Annotated in this window: 13 protein-coding genes; 7 read left to right on the forward strand and 6 right to left on the reverse strand. The window is 63.8% G+C overall.

Going from position 1 to position 15,605, the window contains the following annotated elements; genetic code table 11:
• The first annotated feature begins 198 nt into the window (after positions 1 to 198).
• Genes DW003_RS08535 through cobK form a run of 7 tightly spaced genes read left to right on the forward strand, consistent with a single transcriptional unit; the run spans position 199 to position 6,561 of the window.
• Positions 199 to 951, forward strand: coding sequence for a histidine phosphatase family protein (locus DW003_RS08535; RefSeq protein WP_233541285.1), 753 nt, complete (start codon positions 199 to 201; stop codon positions 949 to 951).
• Complete coding sequence (gene cbiB / locus DW003_RS08540) at positions 951 to 1,925, forward strand: adenosylcobinamide-phosphate synthase CbiB (protein WP_118388599.1); 975 nt, start codon at positions 951 to 953, stop codon at positions 1,923 to 1,925. Before DW003_RS08535 ends, cbiB begins: the two co-directional genes overlap by 1 nt.
• Positions 1,922 to 3,145 carry a histidinol-phosphate transaminase gene (locus tag DW003_RS08545; RefSeq protein ID WP_158573217.1) on the forward strand — a complete coding sequence of 408 codons (1,224 nt, stop codon included), beginning with the start codon at positions 1,922 to 1,924 and terminating at the stop codon, positions 3,143 to 3,145. The genes cbiB and DW003_RS08545 overlap by 4 nt, the downstream gene beginning before the upstream one ends.
• Positions 3,138 to 4,637: a cobyric acid synthase gene (locus DW003_RS08550; protein ID WP_233539732.1), complete on the forward strand. Its 1,500-nt coding sequence runs from the start codon at positions 3,138 to 3,140 to the stop codon at positions 4,635 to 4,637. Before DW003_RS08545 ends, DW003_RS08550 begins: the two co-directional genes overlap by 8 nt.
• Positions 4,634 to 5,149: a cob(I)yrinic acid a,c-diamide adenosyltransferase gene (locus tag DW003_RS08555; RefSeq protein WP_118388603.1), complete on the forward strand. Its 516-nt coding sequence runs from the start codon at positions 4,634 to 4,636 to the stop codon at positions 5,147 to 5,149. The genes DW003_RS08550 and DW003_RS08555 overlap by 4 nt, the downstream gene beginning before the upstream one ends.
• A complete protein-coding gene (locus DW003_RS08560; protein WP_118388605.1) occupies positions 5,150 to 5,791 on the forward strand; it encodes a precorrin-8X methylmutase in 642 nt (213 codons plus the stop codon).
• Positions 5,788 to 6,561, forward strand: a complete 774-nt coding sequence (gene cobK, locus DW003_RS08565) for a precorrin-6A reductase (RefSeq protein ID WP_118388607.1) — start codon at positions 5,788 to 5,790, stop codon at positions 6,559 to 6,561. Before DW003_RS08560 ends, cobK begins: the two co-directional genes overlap by 4 nt.
• Positions 6,562 to 6,794: 233 nt before the next feature.
• Here cobK and DW003_RS08570 read toward each other — a convergent pair whose 3' ends face one another.
• The 6 genes from DW003_RS08570 to metK form a co-directional block, all read right to left on the reverse strand.
• Positions 6,795 to 8,009: an ABC transporter permease gene (locus tag DW003_RS08570; protein ID WP_118388609.1), complete on the reverse strand. Its 1,215-nt coding sequence runs from the start codon at positions 8,007 to 8,009 to the stop codon at positions 6,795 to 6,797.
• Positions 8,006 to 8,779 carry an ABC transporter ATP-binding protein gene (locus tag DW003_RS08575; protein ID WP_118388611.1) on the reverse strand — a complete coding sequence of 258 codons (774 nt, stop codon included), beginning with the start codon at positions 8,777 to 8,779 and terminating at the stop codon, positions 8,006 to 8,008. The genes DW003_RS08570 and DW003_RS08575 overlap by 4 nt, the downstream gene beginning before the upstream one ends.
• On the reverse strand, positions 8,779 to 10,197 hold the full coding sequence (locus DW003_RS08580; RefSeq protein ID WP_118388612.1) for an efflux RND transporter periplasmic adaptor subunit: 1,419 nt from the start codon (positions 10,195 to 10,197) through the stop codon (positions 8,779 to 8,781). The genes DW003_RS08575 and DW003_RS08580 overlap by 1 nt, the downstream gene beginning before the upstream one ends.
• A gap of 132 nt (positions 10,198 to 10,329) precedes the next feature.
• Positions 10,330 to 12,045 (reverse strand): L,D-transpeptidase, encoded by a 1,716-nt coding sequence (locus DW003_RS08585; protein ID WP_158573219.1) that lies wholly within the window; start codon positions 12,043 to 12,045, stop codon positions 10,330 to 10,332.
• A 149-nt stretch (positions 12,046 to 12,194) separates the two neighbouring features.
• Positions 12,195 to 13,802, reverse strand: coding sequence for an L-serine ammonia-lyase, iron-sulfur-dependent, subunit alpha (sdaAA, locus tag DW003_RS08590; RefSeq protein WP_118388616.1), 1,608 nt, complete (start codon positions 13,800 to 13,802; stop codon positions 12,195 to 12,197).
• A 312-nt stretch (positions 13,803 to 14,114) separates the two neighbouring features.
• Positions 14,115 to 15,395, reverse strand: a complete 1,281-nt coding sequence (metK, locus tag DW003_RS08595) for a methionine adenosyltransferase (RefSeq protein ID WP_118388618.1) — start codon at positions 15,393 to 15,395, stop codon at positions 14,115 to 14,117.
• Positions 15,396 to 15,605 lie beyond the last annotated feature (210 nt).

Here is a 15,605-nt window from a genome sequence, read left to right on the forward strand (position 1 = left end):
GAAAAACTCGGGTTCGCGGCGGACGATTTCGTCGATGCGGCGCAGCTTGCGGAGGGCGGCGTGCCCGCGGCTTTTGCCGGCCGCGTCGCATACCGTGCTGAGGAACTCGTACGCGCGCTCGACGCTGACCGGGCGCTCGAGCGGCTGATCGGCTTCGACGCAGTGATTCTGCCCTTGGTCGGCTCGGGGGTCGTCCCCATGAGTGCGGAAGACGCCCAATGGCGCGAGCGCGCGGGGCGCCTGGGATGCGCGCTCGCTGCGCGCGCCGACGTCGTCGTGCGCATGACGTGCGGGATTCCCCAGGTCATCAAAGGAAACCTTGCCGATGCACCTCGAGGGACGCAGGGCGCGGGTGCGCCTTTGGAAGTCGTCTTCGTGCGCCATGGTGCCACGGCGGGCACGGAAGACCACCGCTACAGCGGGGCGGGCACCGACGAGCCCCTGTCGAGTGCGGGCGAGCGCGCTTTGCGCGACCTCGCGTGCGATCGTGACGTGTTCCGTGTTATCACGAGCGGCATGGCCCGCACCGACCAGACGGCGCGCATCCTCTTCCCGAACGCGGAGCTTATGGCGTGCCCCGGTCTGCGCGAGATGGATTTCGGCGACTTCGAGGGGCGAAGCGCCGCCGAGCTTAAAGAGGATGCGCGCTATCGCGCCTGGGTAGACTCCTGGTGCGAGACGCGCTGCCCGCATGGCGAGGGCAAGAGCGATTTCACCCGCCGCGTCATCGCGGCGTTTCGGGAGGCGTGCGAATCGGAGCGCGCCCAGGGGAGTGGGCGCGCCGTCTTCGTCGTTCACGCGGGTACCGTGAAAGCGCTGCTCTCCGAGCTAGCTGTCCCGAAAATGGGATACTTCGACGTGCATACCGAGCCGGGCGGCGCATGGGCCGCCACTTGGGATGGGCGCTGCCTTCGCGACGTTCGCCCCGCTTCGGGGGGCGATGCCCGGTGATGACGATTCTTGCCGTCGCCGCCGGGTTCGCGGCCGACCTTGCCTTCGGCGACCCGCGCTGGCTTCCCCATCCCGTCGTCGCCATGGGGCGCGCGATCACGTGGGCCGAAGGCCGCCTGCGGCGCGCATTCCCGCAAACGTCCGCGGGCACGCGCGCCGCAGGGCTTGTGCTCGCCGTGGCGCTTCCGCTTGCGTGTGGGCTTTTGACCTGGGGAATCCTGCATCTTTGCGGCGTGGTTCACTCCGGCCTGCGCTTCGTGGCCGAGGCATGGGCGAGCTATCAGATTCTCGCGGCATGCGAGCTGCGCCGCCAGAGCCTGGCCGTGGCCCGCGCGTTCTCGAAGGGCGGACTTGTCGAGGCGCGCGAAGCCGTCGGGCTCATCGTGGGACGCGACACGTCTGTTCTCGACGAGCAGGGCGTCGCGCGCGCCGCTGTGGAAACGGTGGCGGAGAACGCGAGCGACGGCGTCATCGCGCCGCTTTTCTACCTTATGATCGGGGGTGCGCCCTTGGGCATGGCGTACAAGGCGGTGAACACGCTCGACAGCATGGTGGGCTACAAAAACGAGTGCTACATCGACTTCGGCTGCGCTTCGGCGCGCCTCGACGATGCGCTGAACTGGATTCCCTCGCGCTTATCGGCTCTGCTCATGATCGTCGTGTGCCCGATCGTCGGGCTCGACGCGCGCGGGGCGGCGCGCATCTGGCGCCGCGACAGGCGTCGCCATGCGAGCCCGAACGCGGCGCAGACCGAGTCAGCGTGCGCGGGCGCGCTCGGGCTGCGCCTGGCGGGACCCGCGGTGTATTTCGGCAAGCTCGTTGAGAAACCGACGATAGGAGACGCGTCCCGCGAAATCGAGTGGGGCGACATCGCCCGGGCGACAAGGCTCATGCTCGCTGCGTCCGTATGCGCGCTCGTCGTCTTCGGCGCCGCGCGCGCGGCGGTCGTGCTCGCCGTGGGGGCGATGGCATGAGGGAAGACCACGCCGCGCCCCGGGCTGCCGGGGGAATCCTGCGCGCCCGTACGCATGGGGGCAGCGCGCAATCGCTCGGCATCGCTTGCGATAGGGGCGCCTCCGACCTCATTGACTTCTCGGTGAACGTGAATCCGGCAGGCCCCTCGCCGCGCGCCGTCGCCGCAGCTTGCAAGGCGCTTTCTCGAATCGACGCCTACCCCGATAGGGAAAGCCTCGCCCTCGTTCGCGCCCTAGCGCGCGCCCAGGGCATTCCCGAAGATACTATCGTCTGCGGCGCGGGCGCGTCCGACATCATCTGGCGGCTCGCCGCGGCGGTGCGCCCGAAACGCATCGTCGTGTGCGCGCCGACGTTCTCTGAATATTCGGAGGCGGCATCGTACTACGGCGCATGCGTGCAGGAGTTCCCGCTCTCCGAAGCGGACGACTTCGACGTGCCCGCCTCCTTCGCCCGCGCGATCGAGGGTCCGGGAGATGTGGCGTACCTCTGCAATCCGAACAACCCGACGGGGCGCCTCGTCGACCCCAGCGTGATCGATGCCGCGGCTTGCCGCTGCGAGCAGGTGGGCGCGCTGCTCGTCGTGGACGAGTGCTTCCTCGGATTTGCGCCCGACGCCCGCGAAAGGAGCGTGGCCGCACGTGCCGCGTGTTCGCGCCATGTGGCCGTGCTCTCCGCGTTCACCAAGCTCTACGGAATGGCGGGGTTGCGGTTGGGATATCTGATCAGCGGAAACGCCCAACTCATCGAGGGGATTCGCCGGGCGGGGCAGGCGTGGCCCGTTTCCTCGGTCGCCGAGGCCGCGGGCATCGCCGCCCTGGAAGACGTTGAATACGTCTCGCGCACGCGCGATGTATTGGCGGGCGAGCGAGCGTGGCTTTCCCACGAGCTCTCCTCACTCGGGCTTTCCGTCGTGCCATCGGATGCGAACTTTCTTTTAGTCCGCACTCCGGCGAAAGACATCCCCGAGCGCCTGTATAAACAGGGGGTTTTGGTCCGCACGTGCGACTCGTTTTCGGTACTGTCCCGTTTCTGGTGCCGCGTCGCGGTGCGCACGCGCAAGGAGAATGCCCGGCTTGCGATGGCGTTCGGCCGCGCGCTTCGGGCGGAAGGTGCATCGGGCGAAGGCGAACCCGACGAACGGGGCGGCGTTTCTTGTGGCGGCGCTATGGCGGGCGCGGATGGCCGAGGCTCGGCGAAGGAGGTCGATACCCGTGGGTAGGGCGAAGCCCATCATGATCCAGGGCACAATGTCGAACGCGGGTAAGAGCCTGCTTGCGGCGGGGCTGTGCCGTGTGCTTTCGCAGGACGGCCTGCGCGTGACTCCCTTCAAGAGCCAGAACATGGCGCTCAACAGCGGTGTCACGGCCGACGGGCTCGAGATGGGGCGCGCCCAGATCATGCAGGCTGAGGCGTGCGGCATCGCGCCCGACGTGCGCATGAACCCCATCCTTCTCAAGCCCGAAAGCGACCACCGAAGCCAGCTCATCGTGGCCGGCAAGGCCCAGGGAGCCTTCGCTGCGAGGGACTACTTCGCGCGAAAGAAGGCGCTCATGCCGCAGATTTTGGAGGCGTTCGATTCGCTCGCGGAGGAAAACGACGTCATCGTCATCGAGGGCGCCGGCAGCCCCGCCGAAATCAACCTTTCCGAAAACGACATCGTCAACATGGGGCTCGCGCGCGCCGTGTCCTCCCCCGTGCTGCTCGTGGGCGACATCGACCCAGGCGGGGTGTTTGCCCAGCTCTACGGTACGGTCGCGCTCTTTGCGCCCGAGGATCGCGCGCTTTTGCGGGGGCTTGTGGTGAACAAGTTCCGCGGCGATGTGGAAATCCTGCGCCCGGGTTTGGCCCCGCTCGAGAAGATGTGCGGGGTTCCCGTCGTGGGGGTCGTGCCGTATCTTACGCTCGACCTGGATGACGAGGACTCGCTCGCGCCGCGCCTATCTGCCCGCGAGGCGCGCGGCGTCATCGATGTCGCCGTCGTGCGCCTTCCGCATCTTTCGAACTTCACCGACTTCGACCCGCTTTCGCGCGTGCCAGGCATGGGCGTGCGCTACGTTTCCTCGACGACCGATCTGGGCCGACCCGACCTGGTGGTGCTCCCCGGCTCGAAGACCACGCTCGACGACGCGCGCTGGCTTGCGGCTAGCGGCATCGGAGCCTGTGTACGCGCGCTTTCGGGCGCGGGCACGCCGGTGCTCGGCATATGCGGAGGCTACCAGCTTTTGGGAGACGAGCTTTCCGACCCGCACGGCAGGGAAGGCGCTGGCACCGCGCGCGGGCTCGGGCTCATCCCTGCAAGTACGGTGTTCAAGGAGGAAAAGCGCCTCGCCCAGTCGGAGCTGCGCATCACGGGCGCCCAAGGCGCGTTCTCGGTGTGGAACGGCATGACGGCGCGCGGGTACGAGATTCACGACGGTGAAACGACCGTCTCCTGCGCCCCTGCAGGCAAGATTGGCGGCAAACCAGAAGGCGCGGCCTGCGGAAACGTGTTCGGAACCTATCTCCACGGCCTGTTCGACGAACCGGGGTTGGCGCTCGCCCTCGCGCGCTCGCTCGCGCGCAAGCGCGGCCTGCCCGAGAGCGTGGTGGGTGCTGCGGGCGCAGCGTCCGCAGCCGATCACCGTGCGCGCGAGTTCGACCGCCTGGCCGACGTCGTGCGCGGGGCGCTCGACATGGAGTATGTCTACCGCATTATCGAGGAGGGCGTATGATCCACGTGTATCATGGCGACGGCAAAGGCAAGACCACGGCGGCGATGGGCCTCGCCCTTCGCATGCTCGCTGCAGGCCGCCGCGTCGTCGTCGTGCAGTTCCTGAAAGACGGCGAAAGCGGGGAGGCGCGCCTGCTCGCCGAGCATTTCGGCGTGCCCGTGTTCGCGGGGAAGGTGTCGGACAAGTTTACCTGGTCAATGACGTCGGAAGAACTTGCCGCGACGTGCGAGCTGCACGATGGGAACCTCGCTTCCGCGCTCGCCGAGTTCGAGGGCGCTCAGGAGGGGCTGCTCGTGCTCGACGAGGCGCTCGACGCGCTTTCGAAGGGGCTTGTCGACGAGGCGCTCGTGGACCGCGCGCTCGATATGTCCGCGCGCGGCGTCGAAGTAGCGCTCACTGGGCGCGCGCCTTCCCGCAAGATCGTGGAGAAGGCCGACTACATAACCGAGATGCGGTGCGAGAAACACCCCTACTCTCAGGGGATATGTGCAAGGGAAGGAGTGGAGTACTAGATGGATTCCAAGGAGATGGCGCCCGGCGACATCGAGCGGCGCAGCTTCGAGATCATCACCGAAGAGCTCGGCGGCCGCACGTTCCCGCCGCTCGAAGAGCCCGTCGTGAAGCGCGTCATCCACACTACTGCCGACTTCTCGTACGCCGATTCCCTCGTGTTCACCCATGACGCTGCGCACTGTGCGCTCGACGCACTGCGCGCAGGGGCCACGGTGCTCACCGACACGAACATGGCGCTCGCAGGCATAAGCAAGCCCGCGCTCGCGAAGCTCGGCTGCAAGGCCGTGTGCTACATGGCCGACCCTGATGTCGCCGCGGCTGCGCGCGCCGCGGGCACGACTCGCGCCGTTGCGAGCATGGACAAAGCTTGCGGCATCGAGGGTCCGCTCATCGTGGCCGTCGGCAACGCTCCCACAGCACTTCTGCGCCTCGCCGAGCTCATGGACGCGGGGAAGATCGCGCCCGCGCTCGTCGTTGGGGTGCCGGTCGGGTTTGTGAACGTGGTCGAGGCGAAAGAGGAGCTACTCGCGCGACGCGTGCCGGCCATCGTCGCGAGGGGTCGCAAGGGCGGCTCGACCGTGGCGGCCGCCATTATGAACTCGCTGCTCTACCAGATCACGCGCACGGGTGGCGCGAAGTGACGGCCCCCGCATCCGTGCCAGCGCTGCGCATCTTCGCCGGCACCACCGAGGGCCGCCTTCTGTGCGAATGGGCGAGCGGGGCGGGCATCCCCGCCCGTGCCTACGCGGCAACCGAGTACGGAGGTGAGCTTTTGGGCGAGCTTCCGGGCATCGAGGTGCATGCGAGCAGGCTCGACGAGGCCGACATGGAGCGCGAGCTTTCCGGCGCGCGCATCGTCGTCGACGCCACGCACCCCTTCGCTACGCTCGCAAGCGGCAACATCCGGGCCGCTTCGCTCGCCGTGGGTGCACGATGCCTGCGCCTTGCGCGCCCGGCCGAGGCGCTGCCCAAAGGCGTCGTGTCGGTCGCGTCGATCGCCTGCGCGGCGCGCTTTCTCTCCGAGAACCCGGGTCGCGCGCTTCTCACGACGGGGAGCAAGGAGCTTGCTCCCTACACGCGCGTCGCCGATTTCGCGGAGCGCTTCTTCGTGCGTGTGCTCCCGCTGCCCGGTGCTATAACGAAGTGCATCGACGCGGGGTTTTCGCCGTCGCACGTCATCGGCATGCAGGGGCCCTTCACCCGCGAGCTCAACGAGGCGATGCTTCGGCAGGTGGGCGCCCAGTGGCTTGTGACCAAGGACTCGGGAACCGTAGGCGGCACGGCCGAGAAGCTCGCCGCCGCGCGCGACGTGGGAGCGCGCTGCATCGTGGTCACCCGTCCCGCCGAGGGAGGCGGGGCCCTTTCGCTTCGGGAAGTGGAAGACGCGCTCTTACGGGAGTTCGCGCGCTAGGCGCTCGCCGCGCCTAGCGCGCCCTCCCGCCCGCGAGGAGGATCGCCTCGAGCAAGCTCGACCCGTACAAGCCCGTCATCCGCCAATAGCTCGAGGACGACACCCGGAACTGGCGCAAACAGCCCTTCAATAAGTTGCGGTGAAATAGTGTCTGTTTTTGCTGCTAGATAGCATATTCAGTCCCTAATTTACCGCAACTTGTTGGTGGTGGCTTACTGGTAGCTGGTGGTGGCTTACTGGTAGCGTAGGCACTCCACCGGGTTGAGCTTTGCCGCGCGGCGAGCGGGGTAGAAGCCAAAGATTACGCCGATGCCGACGGAGACGCCGAAGGCCAGCAGCACCGTGGCGATTGAAAAGCTCGGTGTGATCTCCCCACTGGCACCGAGCTCGTTGAGAACCCCTGATCCTGCGGCAAACATCGCGAGGCCCCAGGCCAGCAGATAGCCAATCAGGACACCCAGCAGGCCACCGGTGACGCACAGCGCCGAGGACTCGGCCAAAAACTGCGCGGTGATATCGCGGCGACTGGCGCCCAAGGCACGGCGAATACCGATCTCGCGGATGCGCTCAGTCACGTTGGTAAGCATCATATTCATAATGCCGATTCCGCCGACAAGCAGTGAGATACTGGCGACAGCGCCCATGATGAGCGAGAAGGCGCCCATAAACGAGTTGAGTGCATCGATGGCGCTTTTCATGGAGGTCGCCGATACGCTGTCGTACTCATCATCCTCCGAGATGCCCTTCATCGCGCGCACCTTAGACTCGATGGTCTTGCAGAGCTCGTCCATGTCTGTGCCCTCGGCGGCAAGTGCCGTCACGCTGGGAAATGAAGGATTCTCGTCGCCAAACAGGCCGGAGATGGTTTCGCGTGGCATATACAGCGTGAGCGAGCCCATGGAGTCGCTGCCGCCATCAATCACGCCTACAATCTGCACCTCGCCGTTGGACACCTTGATGGTTTTCCCCAGTGCGTCCTGTTCGTTGCCGTAAAGCTGATCGGCGCCGCCGCGGCTGATGAGTGCCACGCGCGAGCCTGATTGAGACTCTGCCTGTGAATAGACACGTCCCGCAACGAGCTTGCTGGCGCCCACGGCATCGAGCATGTCGCTATCGACGCCGTGTGCCATGACGGTATAGCTTTTATCCCCGACCTTGTACTCGGAATAGGCGCTATCGACGATGCCGATCTGCTCAATCTGCGGCACCAGTTTGCGAAGCTTTTCCACATCCGAATCGGTGAGTTCTTGGGACGAATAGATCTCTATCATGCGGGCTGCATTGAGGCCCAGGCTGTTGACAAGGCTGTTTTGGATGCCGCCGATGAGCGAAGTCATGGCGATGACCGAGGCGATGCCAATGACGATGCCAAGGATGGTGAGCAGGCTGCGTCCCTTGTTGGCCTCGAGCGAGTGAAGGGCTTCTTGGACAAGATCGCGGGTGCTCATGCCTTCGCTCCTTTCGGCTGATTGGTGGTTGCAGAAATCGCGGGCAGGTTTTTGACGGCCCCGCGTAACGTATTCGGTGTATGCGCGACATATGCGCCGTCATGGATTCGCCCGTCACGGATGGTTACGGCTCGATCGGCCTCGGCGGCGATGCCGGGGTCATGCGTGATGAGTACGATGGTCTTGCCGCGTTTCTGGAGCTTGTGGAAGGTTTCCATGACGAGTGCCCCGGTTGTCGAGTCTAGATTTCCCGTTGGCTCGTCGGCCAAAATGATGGGCGGGTCGTTGACGAGGGCGCGCGCGATGGCGACGCGCTGCATCTGTCCGCCCGAGAGTTCCGATATGCGGTGGTCCCAATGGTCGACCGGCAGTGTGACGGCTTGTAGCGCGTGCACGGCGCGCATCTCGCGCTGGCTACGCGGCACATTGGTGTAGGATAGCGGCAGCATGACGTTTTCGATCACCGTCAGACGCGGCAGCAAGTTAAAACTCTGAAAGACAAAGCCGATGCTCAGCGCGCGCACCTCGGTGAGCTCATCATCGTCGAGCTCGGCGACGTTGAGCCCTTGCAGGAAGTAATCGCCCGCCGTCGGTTTGTCCAGGCAGCCCAGGATGTTCATGAGTGTCGACTTGCCCGAGCCCGAGGGGCCGGTGATGGCGACGAACTCACCGGGATCTACTGCCAGGCTTACGTTATGCAGGATGTGGGCGCAACCGGCCTCGCTCTCAAAGATGCGGTGCACGTTGCGGATGTCGATGACGGGACGCATTACTTGCCCTCGTCGGCAGGCATGTTGTCGCCACCGTCTGCCGTCATGCCTGTGCCGGTATCCGTCACGATGGTGTCGCCGTCGCGTAACTTGGTAACCGGGACGTCTGGGTTGATCTCGTTGCCCTGGTCGTCGCGCTTGACCTGCGTCTTACCGACTACAGCCTCGTTGTCGTTTTGCGTCACGACGGTCACCTTCACGCGGCGCGTCTTCTTGCCTTCCGAATCGGTGGCCAGATTGACGTAATAGTGCTCGCCATCTTCGGTCATCAGCGCCATGGTCGGCACCATAACCACGTCGTCGAGCTTCTCGGTCACTACCGAGACCTCGGCAGTCATACCCGGCTTAAGGCGACTGTCGGGTGCTTCGATGAGGATGTCGACGTTAAAGGTCACGCTGCCGCCGCCGGAGTTGGAGTCGGAGTTTGCCACCGAGGCGATGGCCGTGACCGTTCCCTGGCTCACGATATCGGGAAACGCTGGATAGGTCACGTTGGCGCTCTGGCCCACGGCGATCTTGGCGATATCCTTTTCGCCCACCTGCACGGTCACCTTCATCTTGGACAGGTCGGCAATCTGCATGCACTGCTTGCCGCCGCTTGTATCGCTTTCGCCCATGATCATGCCGCCTGTTACCGTGGCGCCCACCTTGGCGTTGAGCTCCACGATGCTACCCGAGCTCGGGGCCGTGACCGTACGGCTGGCGGCCTTGGCGTTCGCCTGGTCGAGGTTTGCCTGGGCCGATGCGAGGCTGCGCTGCGCGGCCGATACGGCGTTCGTGTCCGCTGATGCGGTGGAGACGCCAGCCGCTGCGGAAGCTCCATCGACGTCCGTCGTTGGGGTGGCCTGCGCGACAGCGGCGGCTTTCTGCGCGTTGGTGAGGTCTTCCTGGGCGGCTGCAACTGCACGCTGCGCCTCGGCAACGTTGCGATCGAGCTCGTCGTTTTTAATGGTCATAAGCACGTCGCCCTCGTTGACGGATTGGCCTGCCTGCACGTTGATCGAATCGACCGTACCGTCGACAGAAGGGGAGACCACTGAGGACGAAATGGGTTTGAGCTGGCCTTTCGCCTCGACCGTTGTGGTAAACGTGCCCTCGGTCACCATGTCGGTCACAGGCCCGCTAGCGCCCTGCGGCTGCGCATTGATAACCAGGGTTGCGACAATGGCAATGAGCGCGATGGCACCTACGACGCCGGCGGCAATACCGCGTCGAATCAGCTTTTTGCGTCGACGTTCGGCACGTTTTGCCTTGAGCTTGGCATACGCCTCTTCATCGGAAATTTCGGCCGTATCGTTCGTGCGTTCGCTCTGCTTGTCGGCATGTACGTTTTTAATCAGAGGAATCGTTTCGGTGGCACCTTCGGGCGTGTACTCGGCATCATCCGGGCCTGGGGTGATGGTGGGGACATTCGGCATAGCGTCTCCTTTATAGAAAGTTCCTCAATAAGTATATGCGCTCGTCGCGTAAGGCGGGCGCATATGGCGGATTCTTTCGGAACTGTTAGATTGGTCGCAGCGGCTCCACGTTGTAGGAATGCGCGCGTTGCACTACGAGTGGACAACCACGCACAGGCCGACTTTGATGCAGTCGTGAAGTGCCTTGGCGTCGGCCAGGCGCAGGTTGATGCAACCGTGGCTGCCGCACCACTTGTACGACTCGGCGTTATCGAAGCTCTTGTCGTTTTGCCAGGTGGCATCGTGGAAGCCGATCATGTTGCCCTCAAACGGCATCCAGTAGCTAACCGGGCTTTCGTATTTGGGCTTGCCGGTCTCGGGGTCCTTGGCACCGATGAGCTTGCTGGCGCCATTGTTGCTGTTGATCTGCCAAACGCCTTCGGGCGTGGCGTCCTCTCCCGGCTTGCCGGAGATAAAGTTGGCCTCCCACACGATATTGCCGCTCTCGTCGTAGTAGCGCGCGTGCTGCTCGGACAGATCGACATCGATGTATGCCTTCCAGTCGGGCTCTCCCTTTGCGGTAAAGGTGTCGGCCTTCTGGGAGTACTTGATCTCGATTTCGCCGGTCTGCTTGTTGTTAATGGCGTCTTCGACCTGCTTGGCGAGCGAGCTGCTGTCGATGGACCAACCAAAGTCGCCGCCTTCGACGGCGCACTGCTTGCCATCGGCGCGCGTCCACCAGCGAGTGGAGCCCACGGTATTAAAGCCGTTGGCAAGCTCGGCTGCCCAGCTGCTGATCTGCGACGTATCGAGCGTGGGGTTGGCCGGATCGGCAAAGCTGATCCACTGCAACACGGAGCTGCCATCAACCTTGCCGGCATCCTCGCCGTTGAGCTTGAGGGTCACGTTGACGCCCAAGAAGTTGTTGGCGGCATCGCATGCGGCCTGAATCTGATCATCGGTCAGCGTTCCATTGAGTGGCTCATAGGCAACGTTGCCGAGCTTGGAAAGATCTACGGTCTCGGCCAGCGAGGCAAGCTCGAGCTCGGCATACTTAATGACATGCTCGCGGTTGAGTTTTTCGTTGGAGCGCGCCTTCTCGACGGTAAACTTGCCGGCCTGCTCGTCATAGGAGCTATTGGCCTCGAACGCGCCCGAACGCCCCTCGTTAAACTCGTCGATGGCGGCGCCCAGATCCTTCTCAAACTGCTTTTGGTCAAAGGTGTCGGAGAGCATGGACAGGTCGACGTCTTGATCAAGATCGACTTCGTTGGAGCTAGCGGTTGTTTTGGTCTTGCCGCTTAAGGATTCTACAAGGCGAACCGGCCATACAATGGCTTCGTTGCGGCTGATAATCTCTTTTGCGGCAGCTTCGCCGTCGACAATGGGCTCATCGGACTCGGGCTGATAGGTCCAGCTAAAGTCATCGCCTGTCACGGTGAGCTTATAGTGCTTCCAAGCCGAGTTGACCTTGGTGGCGGCAGACGAAGCGTTGGAGAACGAGACATCGACGCCGGGGATAGTGGTGTTGGGGTAGGCTACCTGCGAAAACGCTACAACGCCTACGATATAGACAATGACGATAAGACCCAGAACGACAAAGAGCGTCGTCTTTTTGCCCGACTTATTGTTCTCGGCGGGTTTGCGTGCGGGGCCGCGATCGCCTCGAGCGTGCGTGGGGGGCTGCTTGGGCGCATTGCCATTTGCCTGGCGCTGCTGATGCTGCTTGTTCGGACGTTGGGAAACGTTTGCCGCACCTCGCTGCTGACCGCGGCTCGGCGCGATAGGACGCGGCGACTGAACGCCGCCGGTGTGCCTGCTCGGCTGCTGCGGATCGGGAATCAGTTGAGTTCGATCGTTTTGCGACATCGTATGCATATCCTTCGGATTTCGCCTTGCGGCTCATCGTGTTTTTACTGGGCTTGCATTATAGCGATTACCCAGTTGTTTGTGGTATGGAAACGGTGGCATTCAAAAGAGGTGGGACATTTGTCCCACCTTCGAGTCTTTCTTTGTCGCTATCCGCACACACCGCATTTTGCACAGGCCGAAAGTGCGGCCGGAGCCTGCGCGATGCCACCCTTTGCCGTCTCGCGCAGCGTGGCCGGCAACGCGTGGCCCACGGAGAGCATGACGTGCGCCATCTGGTCAAACGGCACCAGGCTCTTGATACCGGCAAGTGCAAGCTGCGCCGAGCTAAATGCCGCGGCCACGCCGATGGCATTGCGGTTTTGGCACGGCACCTCCACGAGGCCGCCCACCGGGTCGCAGACCAGGCCCAGCAGGTTGCTCAGGGCGATGGAGCTGGCGTCGAGTGCCTGCTCAGGCGTGCCTCCGAGCATCTGCACCAGCGCGGCGGCGGCCATGGCGGCCGCGCTTCCCACCTCGGCTTGGCATCCGCCCTCGGCGCCGGCGACACAGGCGCTCGTGGTGAGGTTGAGGCCGATGGCGGCGGCGCAGTAGAGGGCGTCCATGACTTGCTCATCGTCCAGTTGCAGATGGTCGGCGAGCGCCAGCACGCAGCCGGGCACGACGCCTGCGGAGCCGGCCGTGGGGGCGGCGACGATCACTCCCATTGTGGCGGAGCGCTCGAGCACGGCCATGGCGCGGGCCACGGCGTCGGTCTGGACGGCGCCCATTAGGCTTATGCTCAGATCGTTTCGGCTGGTGGCATCGACAAGCTTTGCCTCGCCGCCGATGAGGCCGCCGAGCGAGCGCTGTGGATTGGAAATGGGGGCTGTGGTCTCTTCGCGCATGACGTCGAGTACGCGGCGCATGGCGGCGATAGCGTGTGCCTCGCCGGTCAGACGTGCCTCGCGCACGGCCATGACGGCGCCGATGTTGAGCCCCAGTTCCTCGCACGCATCGAGCAGCTGCTCGCCGTCGTCGAAGATTTCCTTTGCCGAGACGCCGGGGGAGAGCGACGAGGCAGAACCGGGGAGCTCGATAAAGGTCGCGTAATCGACATTGTCGAGCTTGCGGAGCATGGGGACGACGGTGTCGTCGGGGGCGCCGTCGGTCTCAAAGACGGAGTAGGCCTGGCCGCCCACTTCGGTGCGGTAGGTGCGGCAGAAGGCGATGTTCACATGGGCGTAGGCGAGCAGGTTGGTGAGCGCTGCGAGCACGCCGGGGACGTCCTGGTGCGCCACGAAGAGCGTGGAATACATGCCCGAGATGTCGACGCCGACGCCGTTAATGCGGCTGATGCGCATCTTGCCGCCGCCCAAGCTCTCGCCGCGGACCTGCGCCGTGGCGCCCGTGGCGTCGACCATATCGATGTCGACGGTGTTGGGGTGGATGGAGGCGTCGTCGCCCTTGATGTCAAAGTGATATTCGAGGCCCTGCTCGCTTGCGAGGTCGAAGGCCTGCTTGATGTTCTCGTTGTCGGTGTCGAGGCCCAGGATGCCCGCGACGAGCGCACGATCGGTGCCGTGGCCGCGGTAGGTGTGGGCGAAGGAGTTCCACAGGCCAAAGGTGACTTTGGTGATGCGGCCTTCCAGCAGGCTGGCGGCAACTTGGGCGCAGCGCAGGGCGCCGGCGGTGTGCGATGAGCTGGGGCCGACCATGACGGGGCCCAAGATCTCGAATGCCGAGGTCGTAGCTAATGTTTGCGGCTTGCCTGCCATATGCGCTCCTGTTCTATCCCGCCGTTCCGAGGGCTTTGGTATTTGGTCGCCTGCTCTACAGTCCTGGCTCGCACGGAGGCCACATTAAGTGGCCTCCGGCTCGTGCGGAACTCGCGATCGACCAAATACCAAAGCCCTCGGAACTTAGGATACATGGTTGGAGTGGCTGGATGTCAAAATTCATCAGCTGGGGACGTGCTGTTCATTGCGCATCGAAATATTCACACCACCGTGTAAATAAAAAGAAGTACCGGTTGGGGCCGGTACTTCTTTTGGTTCTAATGCTTTGCTGTCTGGGCTCTGCGAACCTATTTACAGGCCGCAGGCTGCTTTGAGTTCGTTGACTCGGTCGGTCTTTTCCCAGGTGAAGTCGGCGTCTTCGCGGCCGAAGTGACCGTAGGCTGCCGTCTTTTCGTAGATGGGGCGACGCAGGTCCAGGTCGCGGATGATCGCGCCCGGGCGCAGGTCGAAGGTCTTCTCGACGGCCTCGACGATCTTGTCCTCGGCAACATGCGCGGTACCGAAGGTGTCGACCATGATTGAGAGGGGCTTGGAAACGCCGATGGCGTAGGCAAGCTCGACTTCGCATCGGTCGGCCAGACCGGCGGCGACCACGTTCTTGGCGACCCAGCGCGCGGCATACGCGGCGGAGCGGTCAACCTTGGTGCAGTCCTTGCCGCTAAAGGCGCCGCCGCCGTGACGGCCGTAGCCGCCATAGGTGTCGACGATGATCTTGCGGCCGGTCAGGCCCGTGTCGCCCATGGGGCCGCCTACGACAAAGCGACCGGTGGGGTTCACATAGATGTCCGCGTTGTCCCACGGCATGTTCTCAGCAGCCATAACCGGGGTGATAACGTGCTCGATCAGATCGGCCTTGATCTTGCCCATGTCCTCGATTTCGGCGGCATGCTGCGTGGAGATGACGATGGTCGTGACCTCCACGGGCTTGCCTTCCTCGTAGCGCACGGTGACCTGGGTTTTGCCGTCGGGGCGCAGGTAGGCGAGGGTGCCGTCGTGGCGCACGGCTGCCAGGCGCTCGGCCAGGCGGCTCGCCAGGTAGTGCGGCATGGGCATGAGGGTCTTGGTTTCGTTGGAGGCATAACCGAACATCATGCCCTGGTCGCCGGCGCCGATCAAGTCGATCGGGTCGCTGGTAGCGCCGGTCTGCGTCTCAAACGACTCGTCGACGCCCTGGGCGATGTCGGGTGACTGCTCGTGAATAAGGCTCATGACGCCGCAGGTATCGCAGTCAAAACCGAACTTGGCACGGTTGTAGCCGATGCGGCGGATGACGCCGCGGGCGATTTCCTGCACGTCGACGTAGGCCTGGGTACGGATCTCGCCGGCAACGATGACGGTGCCGGTGGTCACGAGGGTCTCGCAGGCGCAGCGGACGTTCTCCACGTTGGCGGGCACGCCGTTGGGCGCAATATAGCCCTGCTCCTGGAGCTCTATTTCTTTGGCGAGGATTGCGTCGAGTACGGCGTCGCTGATCTGGTCAGCGATCTTATCGGGATGACCCTCGGTCACCGATTCCGACGTAAACACAAACGATCCGTGTTGGGGCGGGATGGAACGAAGCTCTTCTGACATGATTGTCCTTTCAAAAACGTGTCCCGGCGACCGTTACCATTCCGCCGGGCTCTGTATGCAAGGGCACATCATAGCGCGTAAATCAAACATTCACACCCTTTCCGCACCTACTCATTGGGGACAGACTTAAATGATCAGCCTTACCTAAGTGCCGGCAGGTTGCCCAAAGAATGGTCATTTAAGTCTGTCCCCAATGAGTGGGTCGGTGCC

The sequence above is a fragment of the Collinsella sp. AF36-3AT genome (assembly GCF_003475205.1).
GTDB classification, from domain to species: Bacteria; Actinomycetota; Coriobacteriia; order Coriobacteriales; family Coriobacteriaceae; genus Collinsella; species Collinsella aerofaciens_AF.